We start from the raw sequence: 15,816 nt of genomic DNA, 5'->3' as shown, positions 1-15,816 counted from the left end.
AAACAAGCCTTTGGCTTGTTGCCCTCTCCCTAGCCCTCTCCCACGGGAGAGGGAACAGGTTTCTGCTGCGGGTAAGAGGATGTGAATATTCAATAATTAATTGCCGTATCTATAGTACGGCTAGGCGAGCCAACGAAGTTAGGTTATTTTTTTGGATTGGTATTAATCCGGCTCTTTGCCCAAAATCATCGAGCCTATACCTTTATCGGTGAAAATTTCCAACAGCAGCGCATTGAGCACGCGCCCGTCGATAATGTGCACCGCTTTCACGCCATTGGTGGCCGCTTCAATGGCCGAGCTGATTTTCGGCAACATGCCGCCGTAAAGCGTGCCATCCGCCACCAAGTCGTCGATGCGCCGCGGCGTGAGATTGGTGAGCAGATTGCCTTCTTTATCCATCACACCGGTGATATTGGTCATCATCACCAGCTTTTCGGCATTCAATTCTTCGGCCAGCTTGCCCGCCACCAAATCGGCATTGATGTTGAACGCTTCACCCTGGCGGCCCACGCCGATGGGCGCCACCACCGGAATATAGCCGCGCTCGACCATGCCTTTAATCAGCGAGCAATCGATGCTCTCCACCACGCCCACTTGGCCGATGTCCACCCCGTTGCGCTCGGGCGTGTTGATAAAGAGCTTTTTGGCCTTGATAAAATGGCTGTCGCGGCCGGTGATGCCCACGGCCTTGCCGCCGTTTTGATTCAGCAGCGACACAATATCTTTGTTCACATGGCCGCCGAGCACCATTTCCACAATGTCCATGGTTTCGCCGTCGGTCACACGCATGCCCTGCACAAACGTGCCCTCTTTGCCCACTTTATTGAGCATATCGTTGATTTGCGGGCCGCCGCCGTGCACAATCACCGGATTGATGCCCACCAGCTTGAGCAACACCACATCTTTGGCAAAGCCTTCTTTCAAATGCGGCTCGGTCATGGCATTGCCGCCGTATTTAATCACGATGGTAGAGCCGGAAAAGCGGCGGATATAAGGCAGCGCCTCGGCCAGAATGCTGGCTTTCACGCCGGGCGGAATGTGTTCGGCTTCAATCATGGCATTTCTCCAAACGGGTTTGCAGGGTTTCATGCCCATCCGAAAAAGCAAGCTTGCCGCGTTGTTCCGCCTTGTAAGCTTACTTTTTTAATGGGTTTCAGACGGCCTATTATAGCGGAAGAGCCGCCTGCAAATACAAGAGGCAATATTAATCATTCATCATCAATCAAGCAATAAACACAATACAAACAAAAGGCCGTCTGAAATCATTTTTCAGACGGCCTTTCATTATTCTGCTGCTTTACTTCACCAGATTTTTCAACACCAGCGAAGCCAAGTCATCCAAGCCGAAGCCGTCGGCATCCTGCACTTTACCCTCGGGCGTGGCGCTGTCGACCAGATTGGGCAGATATTGCGCCAGCAAATCGCTGGCTTGCTGGCCGTTTAAGCCGAATTTGGCCGCCACTTGCTCGATGGCATTGCCGCCCAGCGCCTGCTGCAAATCGCTGCCGCTCACGCTTTGGTTGCTGCTTTGGGTGGAAATCCAGCTATTGAGCGCATCGCCCAAGCCGCCTTGTTGCAGCTTGGCCATCAAATTGCCGATGCCGCCGTTTTGCTGCACCAATTCCATCAACATACCCAGCGCGGCATTTTGCCGGCCGCCGTCGCCGTTTTGATTGCCGATGGCCGACATTGCCGCATTGAGTAAAGAATCCATCAAAGCCATGATTGTGTCCGATATAAAAGGTTGGAAAGGGTTTTAGTGTAGCAGAGCGCTTTATGGATATATAGAAATTTTAATTTAACAAAATCAAGGCCATCTGAAAGATTTTTCTTTTCAGACGGCCTTTTTATAGAGCCTGTTTATCATTTATCTGCAAGCAAGAGCTTGAGCCGACATTAGCGCAAGAGCGGGATGAAATGTGAACAAACCTTAATCTTCGTTCGCCGCTTCGCGGCCATTGAAATATTCCGCCGCACCACCTTCAAAAAAGCCCTGCAATATCGCTTGCGCGGCCACTTGGTCGAGCACGGCTTTTTGTTTGCGCCCAAACACCTGCGCTTCGGCCAGCAGGCTTTCGGCATAAAGCGACGACAAACGCTCGTCCACCCAATACACCGGCAAATCAAAGCGTCCATGCAGGCGGCGGCCGAATTTGCGGCACAAGCGCGTGAGCTCGTGCTCGCTGCCGTCGGTGTGTGCCGGCAGCCCCACCACCAACTGCCGCGGCTGCCATTCTGCGACCAACTTGGCAATGACGGCGAATTTGGCTTCGTTGCCCTCGCCCGTTACCGTGGCGAGCGGATGCGCCGTGCCCACTTCAGCATCGCCCTCGGCCACGCCGATGCGCGCTTCGCCGAAATCAAACGCCAGCGTGGTGCCGATGGGCGCTTTATGCATGGCCGGCGCCGCTCATCAGGCCGGCCTGCTCGATGCCGAGCTTGGCCAGCGCCGCCTGATAGCGCTCGGCATAAGGCAGGTCAAACAAAATATGCGTATCCGCCGGTACGGTGAGCCACGAATTGCCCGCCAGCTCGCGCTCAAGCTGGCCTTTGCTCCAGCTCGAATAGCCTATGCTCACCACCGCTTTATCCACCGCGCCGGGTTTGCTCAGGTTTTCGATGATATCGCGCGAAGTGGTCATCGCCACATCATCGTTCACCAACAGGCTGCTCTGCCACGAGCCCACAGGCGTGTGCACCACAAAGCCGCGGTCAATCTGCACCGGCCCGCCCATCATCACCCATTCGTTTTGAAAACGCTCGGGCATTTCGCTCTCTGAGGCGCTGAACACCAAATCCATCGTCACCGGCGAAGGCTTGTTGATAATCACGCCCAGCGCGCCCTCGTCGTTGTGCTCGCAAAGATACACCACACTGCCTTCGAAAAACGGGTCGCCCATCGAGGGCATGGCAATCAGAAAATGATCTGCTAAATTCATATCGGAACTTCTCATAAGGTTTCTCTCTCGATATGGGGCTTGCCTGCTGTTTTGCAAGGCCGTCTGAAACATTGCACCAATATGCGCGGCACGCTTTCAGACGGCCCGGCAAACCAGTATAATCACCCCGTTTGCGCCCAACCCGATTGAAACACACCATGTCGTTTAAACCCTTGCTGCTCGCCGCCCTGCTCGGCCTCTCCGCGCCCCTCTTGGCCGCGCCCGAACCTGCTCCGGCCGTCGATGCCGGCGATTTGAGCGATATCCGCCAAGCCATCAGCGCCGCCCAAGCCGATTTGCAGGCCAAGCAGGCTGCCCAAAAAAGCGCCGAGCAAACCCTGGCGCAAACCCGCGCCGCGCTGGCCAAAGCGCAACAAGCCTTAAGCGAAGTCAACCGGCAGCAGCGCGATGCTTGGCAAAAGCTGCAAACCCTGCAAAACGAATTAGGCCGTCTGAAAACCGAAGTGGCCGGTACCAAAGCGCAAGTGGCGCGCCTTTTGAGCGGCCATTATAAAAACCGCCAGCCCAACGCCGTGATGTTGTTTCTGAAAAACGCCGAGCCCGGCCAAAAAGAGCGCTATCTGCAATACACCCGCTACATCAACCAAGCCAACGAACGCGTGATTGCTAGGCTTGTGCAGCAGCAAGCCGAATTGGGCGCACAAGAAAGCGCCATCAATGCCGAAGTGGCCCGCCTCAACACCCTCAAAGCGCAAAAGCAGGCCGCGCTGGGCAAGCTCGGGCGCGAAAATTCCACCGCCCAAACCGAAAGCCGCGCCCTATCCGCCCAAATCGACAACCAAGCCAAACGCATCGCCAAATTGCGTGCCGATGAGCAGCGCCTCAACGCCCTTTTGGCCGACATAGCCAAACGCAACGCCGAAAAACGCAAACAAGAAGCCGCCGCACGCCAAAAAGCCGCCCAAGCGCGCATTGCCGCCGCCAACAAAGCCCGCGCCGAGCAAGCGGCCAAAAAACAAAGTAAGCAAACCGCCGCCAAACCCGCCACCCAAACGGCCGACAAGAAACCCGTCAATAAAACCACCACGCCGCGCTCCACCCTCACCGCCGAAGACCGCGCCTTGCAAGCCCCTGCCGAAATGCAGGTCAGCCGCAGCGGCTTCAGCGCCATGCAGGGTCGCCTGCGCCGCCCCGTGGGCGGCAGCATCAGCGGCCGCTTCGGCCAGCCCCGCCCCAGCGGCGGCAGCTGGCGCGGCGTGTTTTTCACCACCGCACCGGCACCCGTGCAGAGCATTGCCGCCGGCAGCGTGGCCTATGCAGGCCCGCTCGAAGGCTACGGCAATATGGTGGTGATCGATCATGGCGACGGCTATGTGAGCGTGTATTCCGGCTTGTCGGGCGTGTCTGTGGCGGGCGGCAGCAGCGTGTCGACCGGCAGCAACATCGGCCGCAGCGGCAGCCTGCCCTCGGGCGAGCAAGGGCTTTATCTGGAAATCCGCTACCGCAGCCAGCCGATGAACCCGCTCTCCTGGATACGTTAAACCGCATTATTTATCATATCAGTTAGCGTATTTTTACCCCCGCACAGTTGCCCGCAAGAAGCAAATCACATAAAGTGCCACATTATCCCGCAGGCCGTCTGAAAGCCTGCCGCAAGCAGAAAAGAGAAAGCAAAACCCATGGCAAAATCCACTTTGAAAAAAGTCGCCCTCTACACCCTCGGCGCGTTCAGCGGCGTGATACTCAGCCTGAGCGTGCAAAGCCTGGCCGCCGATAAAGACAAAACCAACGAAGCGCTGCCGGTGCAATCCATCCGCACCATGGCCGAAGTTTACGGCCAGATTAAAGCCAATTACTACCAAGACAAAAAAGACGACGAGCTGATCGAAGGCGCCATGAAAGGCATGGTGGCCGGCCTCGACCCGCATTCCGAATACATGACGCTTAAAGACTATGCCGACCTGAAAGAATCCACCAGCGGCGAATTCGGCGGCTTGGGCATGGAAGTGGGCGCAGAAGACGGCTTTATCAAAGTGGTGGCACCGATTGAAGACACCCCGGCCGAGCGCGCCGGCGTGAAAAGCGGCGACTTGATTGTGAAAATCGACGGCGCATCCACCCGCGGTATGAACGTGAGCGAAGCAGTAAAAAAAATGCGCGGCAAACCCGGCACCACCATCACCCTCACCCTTTCGCGTAAAGATGCCAACCAACCGATTGTGGTTAAAATCACCCGCGCCATCATCAAAGTGAAGAGTGTGCGCCATCACCTGCTCGAGCCGGGCTACGGCTATATCCGCATCAGCCAATTCCAAGAGCGCACCGTGGCCGCGCTGAATGAAGCCGCCCAAGCGCTGGAAAAAGAAAACAAAGCCCCGCTCAAAGGCTTGGTAATCGATTTGCGTGATGACCCGGGTGGCTTGCTCAACGGCGCTGTGGGCGTATCTGCCGCCTTTTTGCCCGCTGATGCGCCGGTGGTGAGCACCAAAGGGCGAAACGGCCGCGACGGCATGAGCCTGCGCGCCACTCCTGAAGACTATATGCTCGCCAGCGGCCGCGATCCATTGGCCAACCTGCCGCCGGAATTAAAAACCATCCCCATCACCGTGCTGATCAATTCCGGCTCCGCATCGGCCTCTGAAATCGTGGCCGGCGCCCTGCAAGACCACAAGCGCGCCGTGATTGTGGGCACGCAAAGCTTCGGCAAAGGCTCGGTGCAAACCGTGCTGCCGCTCTCCAACGGCAGCGCCGTGAAGCTCACCACCGCACTTTACTACACCCCCAACGACCGCTCGATTCAGGCGCAAGGCATTGTGCCCGATGTGGAAGTGAAAGATAAAGCCCGCACCTTCGAGAGCCGCGAAGCCGATTTGCTCGGCCACATCGGCAACCCCATCGGCGGCGATGAAGTGCGCGGCGAAGTGCCCACCTTCATCCCCGACGATCCCGCCGCCAAATCACCGGCCGCAAAAGGCGACGATAAAGAAGACCTCTCCAGCCGCCGCATCCCCAATCCGGCCAAAGACGACCAATTGCGCAAAGCTTTGGATTTGTTGAAATCACCGGCCGAATGGCAAAAATCGCTGGGCTTGGCCGCCAAAAAACCGGCACCCAAAAAGAAAAACGGCGAAGCCGACAACTAGGGCGTCCTGACAATTACTTGTCATAAAAATAATCAGATAAAAGAAAGGCAGATAAGTTAAAATTTTTGTCGCCAAGCAAAACATACTTATCTGCCATGCCTCGAACACTACTCAAAGATGAATACTGGTCAAAGCTGTTAAACATTCTGCTCGATTTAGGCGTTTACCACAAGAAAAATCTGCGCCTCAAAATAGAAGGCATACTTTACCGCATCAGAACCGGCATACCGTGGGAAGACATCCCGCCGTTTTTCGGTAAAGGCAATTCCCTGTTGCGCCTCTTCCATAGATGGTCGGAGAAAGGGATTTTTCAAAGCATACTCAATGCCTTGACCGAATTCCCCGATATGGAATGGGTATTTATTGACGGCAGCTATGTCAAAGTCCACCAACATGCAGCGGCAACTGTTGGAGAGGCAGCCGCTGTCGGCCACAGCCGTGGTGGCAATAGCACTAAAATTCATTTGGCTGTCGATGCCTGTGGAAACCCTGTAGGTTTCAAGGTCACATCGGGAACGGTTAATGACATTACTGCGGCACCGGAATTGCTGGATAGCGTAGATTTATCCTCAACCGAAGTGCTGACTGCCGACAAAGGTTATGACTCTGACGCTTTCAGGCAGTTGCTTGCCGATATGGGCATCAGGCCGAATATTCCTTATAAAAAAGACAGGGAGCGTCTGAATGTGTGTATGGATTGGTATTTGTATAAAGCGAGGCATTTGGTAGAGAATGCCTTTGAAAAATTGAAACATTTTCGTGCGTTACGATCGTTTGAAAAGGCATTATGAAAGCGTAGTTGCTTTAGCTTGTATTATGCTATGGCTGCCTTTATGACAAGTAATTGTCAGGACGCCCTAGGGCGTCCTGACAATTACTTGTCATAAAAATAATCAGATAAAAGAAAGGCAGATAAGTTAAAATTTTTGTCGCCAAACAAAACATACTTATCTGCCATGCCTCGAACACTACTCAAAGATGAATACTGGTCAAAGCTGTTAGACATTCTGCTCGATTTAGGCGTTTACCACAAGAAAAATCTGCGCCTCAAAATAGAAGGCATACTTTACCGCATCAGAACCGGCATACCGTGGGAAGACATCCCGCCGTTTTTCGGTAAAGGCAATTCCCTGTTGCGCCTCTTCCATAGATGGTCGGAGAAAGGGATTTTTCAAAGCATACTCAATGCCTTGACCGAATTCCCCGATATGGAATGGGTATTTATTGACGGCAGCTATGTCAAAGTCCACCAACATGCAGCGGCAACTGTTGGAGAGGCAGCCGCTATCGGCCACAGCCGTGGTGGCAATAGCACTAAAATTCATTTGGCTGTCGATGCCTGTGGAAACCCTGTAGGTTTCAAGGTCACATCGGGAACGGTTAATGACATTACTGCGGCACCGGAATTGCTGGATAGCGTAGATTTATCCTCAACCGAAGTGCTGACTGCCGACAAAGGTTATGACTCTGACGCTTTCAGGCAGTTGCTTGCCGATATGGGCATCAGGCCGAATATTCCTTATAAAAAAGACAGGGAGCGTCTGAATGTGTGTATGGATTGGTATTTGTATAAAGCGAGGCATTTGGTAGAGAATGCCTTTGAAAAATTGAAACATTTTCGTGCGGTTGCCACCCGTTACGATCGTTTGAAAAGGCATTATGAAAGCGTAGTTGCTTTAGCTTGTATTATGCTATGGCTGCCTTTATGACAAGTAATTGTCAGGACGCCCTAGGGGCTGTTCACATTTCATCCGTGCGTAAGATTTTGAGCGCAAAAGCGCGTTTGCAAGGCGAAAAGCGCAGCAAGGTTGGACACCTTGCGAGCATTTTCAACGTGGCAGGCGCGTTTTTGAGCCAAAAGATTGTCACGAGATGAATTGTGAACAGACCCTAGGGTCTGTTCACAATTACTTGTCATAACATTGAATAAAAAGGAAAGCAGGTGTAAAAAGGGAGCTCTCACACAACCCTAATACACCTGCCATGCCCCGCACACTACTCAAAGATGAATACTGGACGAAGCTGTTGCCCATTCTGCGTGATTTGGGTGTTTATTGCAAACCCAATCTACGCCTGATTTTCGAAGGCATCCTATACAGAGTCAGAACCGGCATCCCTTGGCGCGATCTGCCCGAGTATTTCGGCAAACACCATACCGTTTACACGGCTTATAACCGTTGGTCGGCAAAAGGTATTTTTGCCGAAGCCTTAAAAAAGCTCAGCCAAGACTGTGATTTGGAATGGGTAGCCATAGATGGCAGCTATGTTCGGGCGCATCAACATTCAGCCGGCGCCTCATGGCTCAGCGAAGAAGAGGAACACGCAATCGGTATGAGCCGGGGCGGGATGACCAGCAAGATTCATCTGGCGGTAGACGTCTCAGGCAATCCGGTTGAGATTATCATTACTGCGGGCAATATCAACGATATCAGCGTTGCGCCGGAATTGCTTGATAACATCGATCTTGCCGGAACTGAGCTTGTGAATGCGGATAAGGGCTATGATTCAGACCGACTCAGGGAACAGATAGAGGAAAGTGGCGCGAAAGCCAATATTCCCTATAGAAAAGACAGGGAAGAGAAAAATAAAGACATGGACTGGTATCTTTATAAAATCAGGCACTTGGTGGAGAATACTTTTTGTCGTCTGAAACATTTCCGAGCGATTGCCAGCCGCTACGATAAGCTAAAGCGCAACTTCCACAGCACGGTTTTATTGGGATGCATTGTGATGTGGCTACCTTTATGACAAGTAATTGTGAACAGACCCTAGGGTCTGTTCACAATTCATCCGCGAGTAAGATTTTGAGCGCAAAAGCGTGGCTGCAAGGCGAAAAGCACAGCAAGGTTGAACACCTTGCGAGCATTTTCAACGCAGCAGGCGCGTTTTTGAGCCAAAATATTGCCGCGTGATGAAATGTGAACAGACCCTAAGCATAAGCCAGCATCAAACAGGCCGTCTGAAACTTTTCAGACGGCCTTTCTGTATAGCCCCTTTCCGCCCCATTCCACCCTGCATTTGCTATAGACACCCTGCTCTATTTGCCCTATTCTTTTGCCCTGAAAACCACCCGCACACAAAAGGACAAGCCCATGAAAATCGCCGCCAGCAAAGGCACCGAATTTGCATTTGAGTGCAACTACAAAACCATGGACATCGACATGACCGATTTCACCAACGTGTGTGCCGTGGTGGCCACGGTGGCCGATTTGACTATGGTGTGGGAAGAATTGGAACGCATCGGCTTTGCCGTGCCGATTTTCGCAGCGGTGGAATACGGCCAGAGCGTGCCGGCCGAATGGCTGCCCGAAGTGTATGGCGTGATTGAATTGTCGCTCGACCAAAAATATTACAACGGCCAGCTCATCAATGCCGCCGCGGCCGATTATATCGATTCGCTCGACCCGCCCTTTTTCCAGGCCTTAAAAAACTACACCGATTACGGCAACGCCGCTTTCGACTGCCCCGGCCACCAAGGCGGCCAATTTTTCCGCAAGCACCCTTCCGGCCGCCGCTTTTTCCTTTATTTCGGCGAAACCTTATTTCGCGCCGATTCTTGCAACGCCGATGTGCGCTTGGGCGATTTGCTGATACACGAAGGCCCCGCCTATGCCGCACAGGCGCATGCGGCCAAAGTGTATAACGCCGACAAAACTTATTTCGTGCTCAACGGCACCTCCGCCGCCAACAAAGTGTGCATCAACGCGCTGGTGGCACACGGCGATTTGGTGCTCTTTGACCGCAACAACCACAAATCGGTGCATCAAGGCGCGCTCACCATGAGCGGCGGCATTCCCGTGTATATGCAAACCGCGCGCAATGCCTATGGCTTAATCGGCGGCATTCCCGCAGCCGATTTCGACGAGCAAACCATACGCGCGCGCATACGCGAAGTGGCGCCCGAGCGCGCCGATGAAGCGCGCCCGTTTCGCTTGGCGGTGATTCAGCTGGGCACTTACGACGGCACGATTTACAACGCCCGCCAGGTGCTCGAGCGCATCGGCCATTTGTGCGACTATATTTTGTTTGATTCCGCCTGGGTGGGCTACGAGCAGTTTATTCCGATGATGCGCGATTGCTCGCCGCTCTTGCTCGATTTGAATGAAAACGACCCCGGCATTTTGGTGACCCAATCGGTGCACAAACAACAAGCCGGCTTTTCGCAAACTTCGCAAATTCATAAAAAAGACAACCACATCAGCACCCAGCCACGCTATTGCAACCACAAGCGCTTCAACAACGCTTTTATGATGCATGCCTCTACCAGCCCGTTTTACCCGCTGTTTGCCTCGCTGGATGTCAATGCCAAAATGCACAAAGGCAAAGCCGGCCTGCGCATGTGGCGCGAGTGCGTGATCGGCGGCATCGAAGCGCGCAAAATGCTGCTGCAAACCTGCAAACTCATCAAGCCTTTCGTGCCGCCCAAGGTTGACGGCACGCCGTGGCAGGCACACGACACCGAGCAAATGGTGGACGACATCCGCTATTTCCGTTTTGCCAAAGATGCGGCCTGGCACGATTTCGACGGCTACGCCGAAAACCAATATTTCATCGACCCCTGCAAGCTTTTGCTCACCACGCCCGGCATCAACCGCGACACCGGCGAATACGAAGCCACCGGTATTCCCGCTTCCGTGCTGGCGCATTATCTGCGCGAGCGCTCGCTGATTCCCGAAAAAGCCGACCTCAATTCGATTTTGTTTTTGCTCACACCGGCGGAAAACATGGCCAAATTCCAGCATTTGGTGGCCACCATCGCCCGCTTTGAAGAGCTATACGAAGCCGATGTGTGGGTGCGCGAAATGCTGCCCGGCCTCGTGGCGGCGCACCCCGTGTATCAAAACATGCGCATTCAGGATTTGTGCCGCAAAATGCACAACTTCTACCGCGAACACAAACTCAACCAATTGCTGCAAGACATGTTTCAGCGCGAAAAATGGCCGAAGCTGGCGCAAATGCCGTCTGAAACCCACGATGCCTATATCCGCAACCGCATCGAGCTTGTGCCTTTGAGCCGAATCGAAGGCCGCATCGCCGCCGAGGGCGCGCTGCCCTATCCGCCCGGCGTGCTCTGCATCGTGCCCGGCGAAGTGTGGGGCGGCGCGGCTTTGCAATATTTCCGCGCGCTCGAAGAAGGCGTCAACGAATTGCCCGGCTTCGAGCCGGAAATCCAGGGCGTGTATTGGGAGCGCGACGAAGCCGGACGCAAATACGCGCTGGCTTATGTGGTGAAACAATAAAGCTCGAGACCTTTGCCTGTTATATATTGAGGCCGCCTGAAACTATTTTATGTTCAGACGGCCTCAATATTACATTCCGCCCATTATCTTAACCAAAACTTGGTTATAATGCTTTTTTACGTTTTTCATTCAGGAATCATCATGAACAAAACTTTCAAACTCGGTGCCGTTGCGCTGGCTTCCGCCCTTGCTCTGGCCGCCTGCAAACAAGAAGTGAAAAGCGCCGATGCCGCTTCCGGCACGCAAACCGCTTCTGCCGCCGCCTCCGAGCTGGGCACACCCGCGCAACAAGCCAGCTACGCCATGGGTGTAGATATCGGCCGCTCGCTCAAGCAAATGAAAGACCAAGGCACCGAGATTGACATCAAGCTCTTCAACGAAGCCGTGCAAACCATGTTGGATGGCAAAGAGCCGAAAATGAATGAGCAACAGGCGCAAGAAGTGATGATGGCATTCTTGGCCGAGCAACAGCAAAAAGCACAAGCCAAAATGGCGGAAGATGCCAAAACCAATCTTGAAAAAGGCGAAGCCTTCCTGAAAGAAAACGCCGCCAAAGAAGGTGTGAAAACCACCGCCTCCGGCCTGCAATATCAAGTGAAAACCGAGGGCAGCGGCCCGCAGCCCAAAGCCGATGAAATCGTTACCGTGGAATACGAAGGCCGCCTGATCGACGGCAGCGTGTTCGACAGCAGCAAACAGCACGGCAACGAGCCGGTCACTTTCCCGCTCAACCAAGTGATTCCGGGCTGGACCGAAGGCTTGCAGCTGATGAAAGAAGGCAGCGAATACACCTTCTTCGTGCCGGCCAAACTGGCCTACGGCGACCGCGCCATGGGCGACAAAATCGGCCCCAACAGCACGCTGGTGTTTGATGTGAAGCTGGTTAAAGTGGGCGCGCCCAAAGCCAAATAACAAATCGGATTTGCAAGCTTGAAAGGCCGTCTGAAAGGTTTCAGACGGCCTTTTATCATCATCACAACCTTGCAGCAAGCGTAGACACGATTAGCTTTGTTAAAACAAAGCGTAATCATACGCATGACACAAAACGATGTTGTCTGAAACTTTTTTCAGACGGCATTGTTTTGTCAGATTGAAAGCTTTGTAATACCGAATATCTGTCGCAACTGCAAAGACGGCTGCCCAGTACAAAGCAGCGCCGTTGGTGCGCACGCCGCGCTTTTTTGCGGTGTAATCATATGCATGTATCGTGCACGGCATTGGATGTAAGTTAATTGAATCTTGCAGGCCGTCTGAAACGCCAATAGTGAAATGCATAAAAAAGTGATACGGCGGGTAGGTTGGTTTTCAACCCAACAAATCCACAGGCCGTCTGAAACGTTGGGTTTATCAACCCAACCTACGCCGTTGTAAAATGGCGTTCCGTGCCACTTTTTCTTGCATTCACCATATTTGACTTTGGGTGCGCACGCCGCGTTTTTTGCGGCGTAATTCATATGCCTAACATAAAAATGCCGTCTGAAACTTTCAGACGGCATTTTGCAACGGTGGCCGAGAAAACATGCGCTTAAGAAGCTTTGCGCCCCACCACATGCTCTTCAATCACATTGGGCGCTTGCGGCAATTCGATGTCTTCCACATCACCGCTGTCATACGCAGTGTCCGCATAGCCGTCAATAGCGGACAAGCCGTATGCATCTTGGCTTTTGACGGATTTAATCAAATCGGCAATTTCAATCACTTTGGCATTTTGCGGTTTAAATGCAAACACCGGCTTGCCGTAGTTGAAAAGCTTCACGCCCGCATCGATGTTCAACACCTGCGCTTTGCTGCCGTTTAGCTGCATATATTGGCGCAGGCCGAGCAGACGGCCTTTTCGGTCGAGATAAAGGCTGGTAAACATCGGGCTACCGAGCATTTTGTCGGCATCAAACATTTGATTGGCCTCTAAACTTTGGCGGGCAAATTCACGCACTTCTTCATAGCCTTCAGCCGTGGCGCCGGCTTCGGGTGTGGTGCGCTCCAACTCATCGAGTTTGGCGAGGAAATCGCGCAACAGCGCTTCATTATAAAGGCGGCTGTTGGCCGTGTTCATCGAATATTCCACGCGGTAGCGGCTGCCGGTTTGCTTGCCGAAAGCGTCCATTTCTTTCAAGCGGAAGGCTTCGGGCGGCAAAGCTGAGTAAGCGCTGTAGGCCGCTTGCACAAAGGCATTCATGGCATTGCGCAGCGGCAGGCCTTTTTTGTCTTTTTCGCTGAGCGTGAAGCGTATCGGCTCGTGAATCAGGCGCTCGCGCATCGGCATGTCGGTGAAAAAGCCCAGCACCACCGGCACCAGCGCCGGCGTGTCGACGGTAACACTCATGTCTTTGCCGTTAAACAGCATCGGCACTTTAATCGAAGTGTATTCATTGCGCCCTTGCAGCACCAATTCAGGCGTGAGCTCCATTTTTTCTGCACGCAAATCCAATGCACCGTCCACTTTCAGACGGCCATTGGCAATATAATGCGCCAGCGCCGGATATTCTTGCAGGTAATCTGCCATTTTGCCGCCCATGTTGCTGGCATAAGCATCAATAAAAGCCTGCATGGCAGCGGCTTCGTCTTGTGCGGCGGCAATGGCGGCGGCTTCCTGCTCGGTTTCAGCCGGCGAAGCATCACTTGCCGCTGCGGCATCGGCAGCCGCTGCGGCGGCGCTTGCGGCGGTAATGGCTTCATCAGCAGCGGCGGTTTCATCAGCCAAGGCTTGTGCCTGCCGGTTTACCGAAACGGTTTCCGGCGCCACGCCCTCTTGCGGTTTGCTCAAATAAGCGCGCATTTCGCCTTGGAAATTATAGCTGTGATCTTGCTTCAAGCTGCGCGCCATCGAAATTTGCGCCATTTCATACGGTGTTTTGTCGTTGAGGCTGCCGCAGGCGCTCAAGCCCAACACCGCCAGCGAGGCGGCCAATAAGGTTTTTTTCATGCTCTGCTCCCTTGTATTATCTTAAATATAAAGAGCGCTTATTCTAAAGTAGAAAACCCGTTCGGGCTACTGCGCAGCCAGCAAAACACGCGAAAATTCGCTATAATCGGCTCTTTTCCGCCAGCCTGCTCCGAATTATGCCTTATACCGTTACCCTCGCCCCCGACCACACCGCTTTCACCGTTGAAACCGGCGAGCCGATTTTGGCTGCGGCCAAACGCCAAAACCTCAATCTGCCCCATTCCTGCCAAAACGGCATTTGCGGCCAATGCAAGGCCGAAGTGCTCTCCGGCCAAGTGCAACAGGGCAGCCATGCCGAATTGGCGCTGAGCAGCGAAGAGATGGCCGAGGGCAAAATATTGATGTGTTGCAGCACGGCGCAAAGCGATGTGGCGCTGAAAGTGGCGGGTTACAACGGTGCCGGTGCGCCACCGGTAAAAACGCTGCCCGCGCGCGTGGCCGGCATCGAATTTCTCCATGATGTGGCGCTGCTCAAGCTGGCTCTGCCCAAAGCGCCGCCTTTTGTGTTTTGGCCCGGCCAATACATTGATATTCTGCTGCGCGACAACCATGTGCGCAGCTATTCGATGGCCAATCATCCGGCCAATGCCGATATTTTGGAATTGCATATCCGCAAACACGAGGGCGGTTTGTTTTCCAATATGTTGTTTGGCGAAGCGGCCAGCGTGAAAGAAAAAGCCATTTTGCGCATTCGCGGCCCTTTGGGCACATTCACCCTGCAAGAGAGCGAGAAGCCGGTGATCATGCTCGCCACCGGCACCGGCTTTGCGCCGATAAAAAGCCTGTTGCGCCACATGATTGCCATCGGCAGCCGCCGACCTGTGCACCTTTATTGGGGCGCGCGCCATGAAGCGGATCTGTATCAATTGCAAGAAGCCGCCGATTTGATTGCCGAGCTGCCCGATGCACGTTTCACGCCGGTGTTATCGAGGCCGTCTGAAAGCTGGGCGGGTGCGCGCGGCTACATCCAGCAGCATGTGTTGACCGATTATGCCGATTTATCGGCCTTTGAAGTGTATGCCTGCGGCTCGAGCAAAATGATCATGGGCGCGCAGCAAGTGCTCGAGCAAGAACGCGGCCTGCCCAAAAATGCTTTTTTCTCCGATGCTTTTACAGAAGCGGCCGTCTGAATCATCCCTCAGTAAAATCAAAATCGGCTCAGATATTTATCTGAGCCGATTTTGCTTAAACCGCCTTAACCTGCCTCTATCTGCTTCATTTTCAAGCTTTTCCCCGCCAACCGTGCCAACCTTGACTTGTATCAAAGCCGGAACACAGTTTTTATCTATAATCGCACCAACGCTGCAAAAAGCGCATCAACAACAGCAATAACAAAATATTAAAGGGAACGATTATGGAGCTGCTTAAAGAATTATTCGCCTCGCCTGTGGGCATTTTATCTTTTATCACCATTGCTTTTGTGATTGTGATTGCCACTTTTTTATTTTTCTGGGTGAAAAAACAAGCCGACCAAGCCCCGAAAAACTGATTTACCTGCTGTATCTCTTTCCTCTTGATGTGTGTGTGTTTAGGGTGTGACCGTGGTCACACCCTTTTTTTTATCTGCAACAGGCCGTCTGAAAAGCCGG

14 protein-coding genes and 1 pseudogene are annotated in these 15,816 nt (G+C 53.4%); 9 read left to right on the top strand and 6 right to left on the bottom strand.

The features are described from left to right. Window positions 1-162: 162 nt before the first annotated feature. The 4 genes from argB to LVJ78_RS05055 form a co-directional block, all read right to left on the bottom strand. Window positions 163-1,056: an acetylglutamate kinase gene (gene argB / locus LVJ78_RS05070; RefSeq protein ID WP_132954821.1), complete on the bottom strand. Its 894-nt coding sequence runs from the start codon at window positions 1,054-1,056 to the stop codon at window positions 163-165. 241 nt (window positions 1,057-1,297) lie between these two features. Next, window positions 1,298-1,723: a YidB family protein gene (locus tag LVJ78_RS05065; protein ID WP_132954822.1), complete on the bottom strand. Its 426-nt coding sequence runs from the start codon at window positions 1,721-1,723 to the stop codon at window positions 1,298-1,300. Between the two features lie 207 nt (window positions 1,724-1,930). Further along, window positions 1,931-2,398: a Holliday junction resolvase RuvX gene (gene ruvX / locus LVJ78_RS05060; RefSeq protein ID WP_132954823.1), complete on the bottom strand. Its 468-nt coding sequence runs from the start codon at window positions 2,396-2,398 to the stop codon at window positions 1,931-1,933. Then, window positions 2,391-2,939: a YqgE/AlgH family protein gene (locus tag LVJ78_RS05055; RefSeq protein WP_132954824.1), complete on the bottom strand. Its 549-nt coding sequence runs from the start codon at window positions 2,937-2,939 to the stop codon at window positions 2,391-2,393. Before LVJ78_RS05055 ends, ruvX begins: the two co-directional genes overlap by 8 nt. A 158-nt stretch (window positions 2,940-3,097) precedes the next feature. Here LVJ78_RS05055 and LVJ78_RS05050 point away from each other — a divergent pair, with 158 nt between their 5' ends. From LVJ78_RS05050 to bamJ, 7 genes and pseudogenes are all read left to right on the top strand, one after another. Then, window positions 3,098-4,441, top strand: a complete 1,344-nt coding sequence (locus LVJ78_RS05050; protein WP_132954825.1) for a murein hydrolase activator EnvC family protein — start codon at window positions 3,098-3,100, stop codon at window positions 4,439-4,441. 138 nt (window positions 4,442-4,579) lie between these two features. Beyond that, entirely contained in the window at window positions 4,580-6,043 is a 1,464-nt protein-coding gene (locus LVJ78_RS05045) for a S41 family peptidase (protein WP_132954826.1), read from the top strand. A 95-nt stretch (window positions 6,044-6,138) separates the two neighbouring features. After that, window positions 6,139-6,880: pseudogene (locus LVJ78_RS05040) on the top strand (IS5 family transposase). A gap of 119 nt (window positions 6,881-6,999) precedes the next feature. Beyond that, a complete protein-coding gene (locus tag LVJ78_RS05035; RefSeq protein WP_244802600.1) occupies window positions 7,000-7,752 on the top strand; it encodes an IS5 family transposase in 753 nt (250 codons plus the stop codon). Window positions 7,753-8,026: 274 nt separating this feature from the next. Beyond that, window positions 8,027-8,791, top strand: coding sequence for an IS5 family transposase (locus LVJ78_RS05030; RefSeq protein WP_244802560.1), 765 nt, complete (start codon window positions 8,027-8,029; stop codon window positions 8,789-8,791). 344 nt (window positions 8,792-9,135) lie between these two features. After that, a complete protein-coding gene (speC, locus tag LVJ78_RS05025) occupies window positions 9,136-11,283 on the top strand; it encodes an ornithine decarboxylase (protein WP_132954065.1) in 2,148 nt (715 codons plus the stop codon). 141 nt (window positions 11,284-11,424) lie between these two features. Further along, window positions 11,425-12,195: a BamJ family beta-barrel-assembly machinery protein gene (gene bamJ / locus LVJ78_RS05020; protein ID WP_132954066.1), complete on the top strand. Its 771-nt coding sequence runs from the start codon at window positions 11,425-11,427 to the stop codon at window positions 12,193-12,195. A 99-nt stretch (window positions 12,196-12,294) separates the two neighbouring features. Here the strand turns inward: bamJ and LVJ78_RS05015 are convergent, their stop codons facing one another. Continuing rightward, window positions 12,295-12,558, bottom strand: a complete 264-nt coding sequence (locus tag LVJ78_RS05015) for a hypothetical protein (protein WP_132954067.1) — start codon at window positions 12,556-12,558, stop codon at window positions 12,295-12,297. Window positions 12,559-12,808: 250 nt separating this feature from the next. Continuing rightward, window positions 12,809-14,206: a hypothetical protein gene (locus tag LVJ78_RS05010; protein WP_132954068.1), complete on the bottom strand. Its 1,398-nt coding sequence runs from the start codon at window positions 14,204-14,206 to the stop codon at window positions 12,809-12,811. 137 nt (window positions 14,207-14,343) lie between these two features. On the opposite strand from LVJ78_RS05010, the gene LVJ78_RS05005 reads away from it, so the two are divergent. Beyond that, a complete protein-coding gene (locus LVJ78_RS05005; protein ID WP_132954069.1) occupies window positions 14,344-15,357 on the top strand; it encodes a 2Fe-2S iron-sulfur cluster-binding protein in 1,014 nt (337 codons plus the stop codon). 224 nt (window positions 15,358-15,581) lie between these two features. After that, on the top strand, window positions 15,582-15,716 hold the full coding sequence (locus LVJ78_RS05000; RefSeq protein ID WP_132954070.1) for a DUF3149 domain-containing protein: 135 nt from the start codon (window positions 15,582-15,584) through the stop codon (window positions 15,714-15,716). Window positions 15,717-15,816 lie beyond the last annotated feature (100 nt).

It is taken from the genome of Uruburuella suis, from assembly GCF_022870845.1.
Classification (GTDB): Bacteria; Pseudomonadota; Gammaproteobacteria; order Burkholderiales; family Neisseriaceae; genus Neisseria; species Neisseria suis.
Note: the sequence above shows the minus strand (reverse complement) of the source record. Positions and strands in the feature narration are given on the sequence as shown.

What these genes read in the sequence shown, in the direction of transcription:
- LVJ78_RS05010 (WP_132954068.1), bottom strand. Translation starts at nt 14,206, where the DNA reads ATGAAAAAAACCTTATTGGCCGCCTCGCTGGCGGTGTTGGGCTTGAGC.
- LVJ78_RS05000 (WP_132954070.1), top strand. Translation starts at nt 15,582, where the DNA reads ATGGAGCTGCTTAAAGAATTATTCGCCTCGCCTGTGGGCATTTTATCT.
- LVJ78_RS05035 (WP_244802600.1), top strand. Translation starts at nt 7,000, where the DNA reads ATGCCTCGAACACTACTCAAAGATGAATACTGGTCAAAGCTGTTAGAC.
- LVJ78_RS05005 (WP_132954069.1), top strand. Translation starts at nt 14,344, where the DNA reads ATGCCTTATACCGTTACCCTCGCCCCCGACCACACCGCTTTCACCGTT.
- LVJ78_RS05055 (WP_132954824.1), bottom strand. Translation starts at nt 2,939, where the DNA reads ATGAATTTAGCAGATCATTTTCTGATTGCCATGCCCTCGATGGGCGAC.
- LVJ78_RS05065 (WP_132954822.1), bottom strand. Translation starts at nt 1,723, where the DNA reads ATGGCTTTGATGGATTCTTTACTCAATGCGGCAATGTCGGCCATCGGC.
- bamJ (WP_132954066.1), top strand. Translation starts at nt 11,425, where the DNA reads ATGAACAAAACTTTCAAACTCGGTGCCGTTGCGCTGGCTTCCGCCCTT.
- LVJ78_RS05045 (WP_132954826.1), top strand. Translation starts at nt 4,580, where the DNA reads ATGGCAAAATCCACTTTGAAAAAAGTCGCCCTCTACACCCTCGGCGCG.
- LVJ78_RS05050 (WP_132954825.1), top strand. Translation starts at nt 3,098, where the DNA reads ATGTCGTTTAAACCCTTGCTGCTCGCCGCCCTGCTCGGCCTCTCCGCG.
- ruvX (WP_132954823.1), bottom strand. Translation starts at nt 2,398, where the DNA reads ATGCATAAAGCGCCCATCGGCACCACGCTGGCGTTTGATTTCGGCGAA.
- argB (WP_132954821.1), bottom strand. Translation starts at nt 1,056, where the DNA reads ATGATTGAAGCCGAACACATTCCGCCCGGCGTGAAAGCCAGCATTCTG.
- LVJ78_RS05015 (WP_132954067.1), bottom strand. Translation starts at nt 12,558, where the DNA reads ATGCATTTCACTATTGGCGTTTCAGACGGCCTGCAAGATTCAATTAAC.
- LVJ78_RS05030 (WP_244802560.1), top strand. Translation starts at nt 8,027, where the DNA reads ATGCCCCGCACACTACTCAAAGATGAATACTGGACGAAGCTGTTGCCC.
- speC (WP_132954065.1), top strand. Translation starts at nt 9,136, where the DNA reads ATGAAAATCGCCGCCAGCAAAGGCACCGAATTTGCATTTGAGTGCAAC.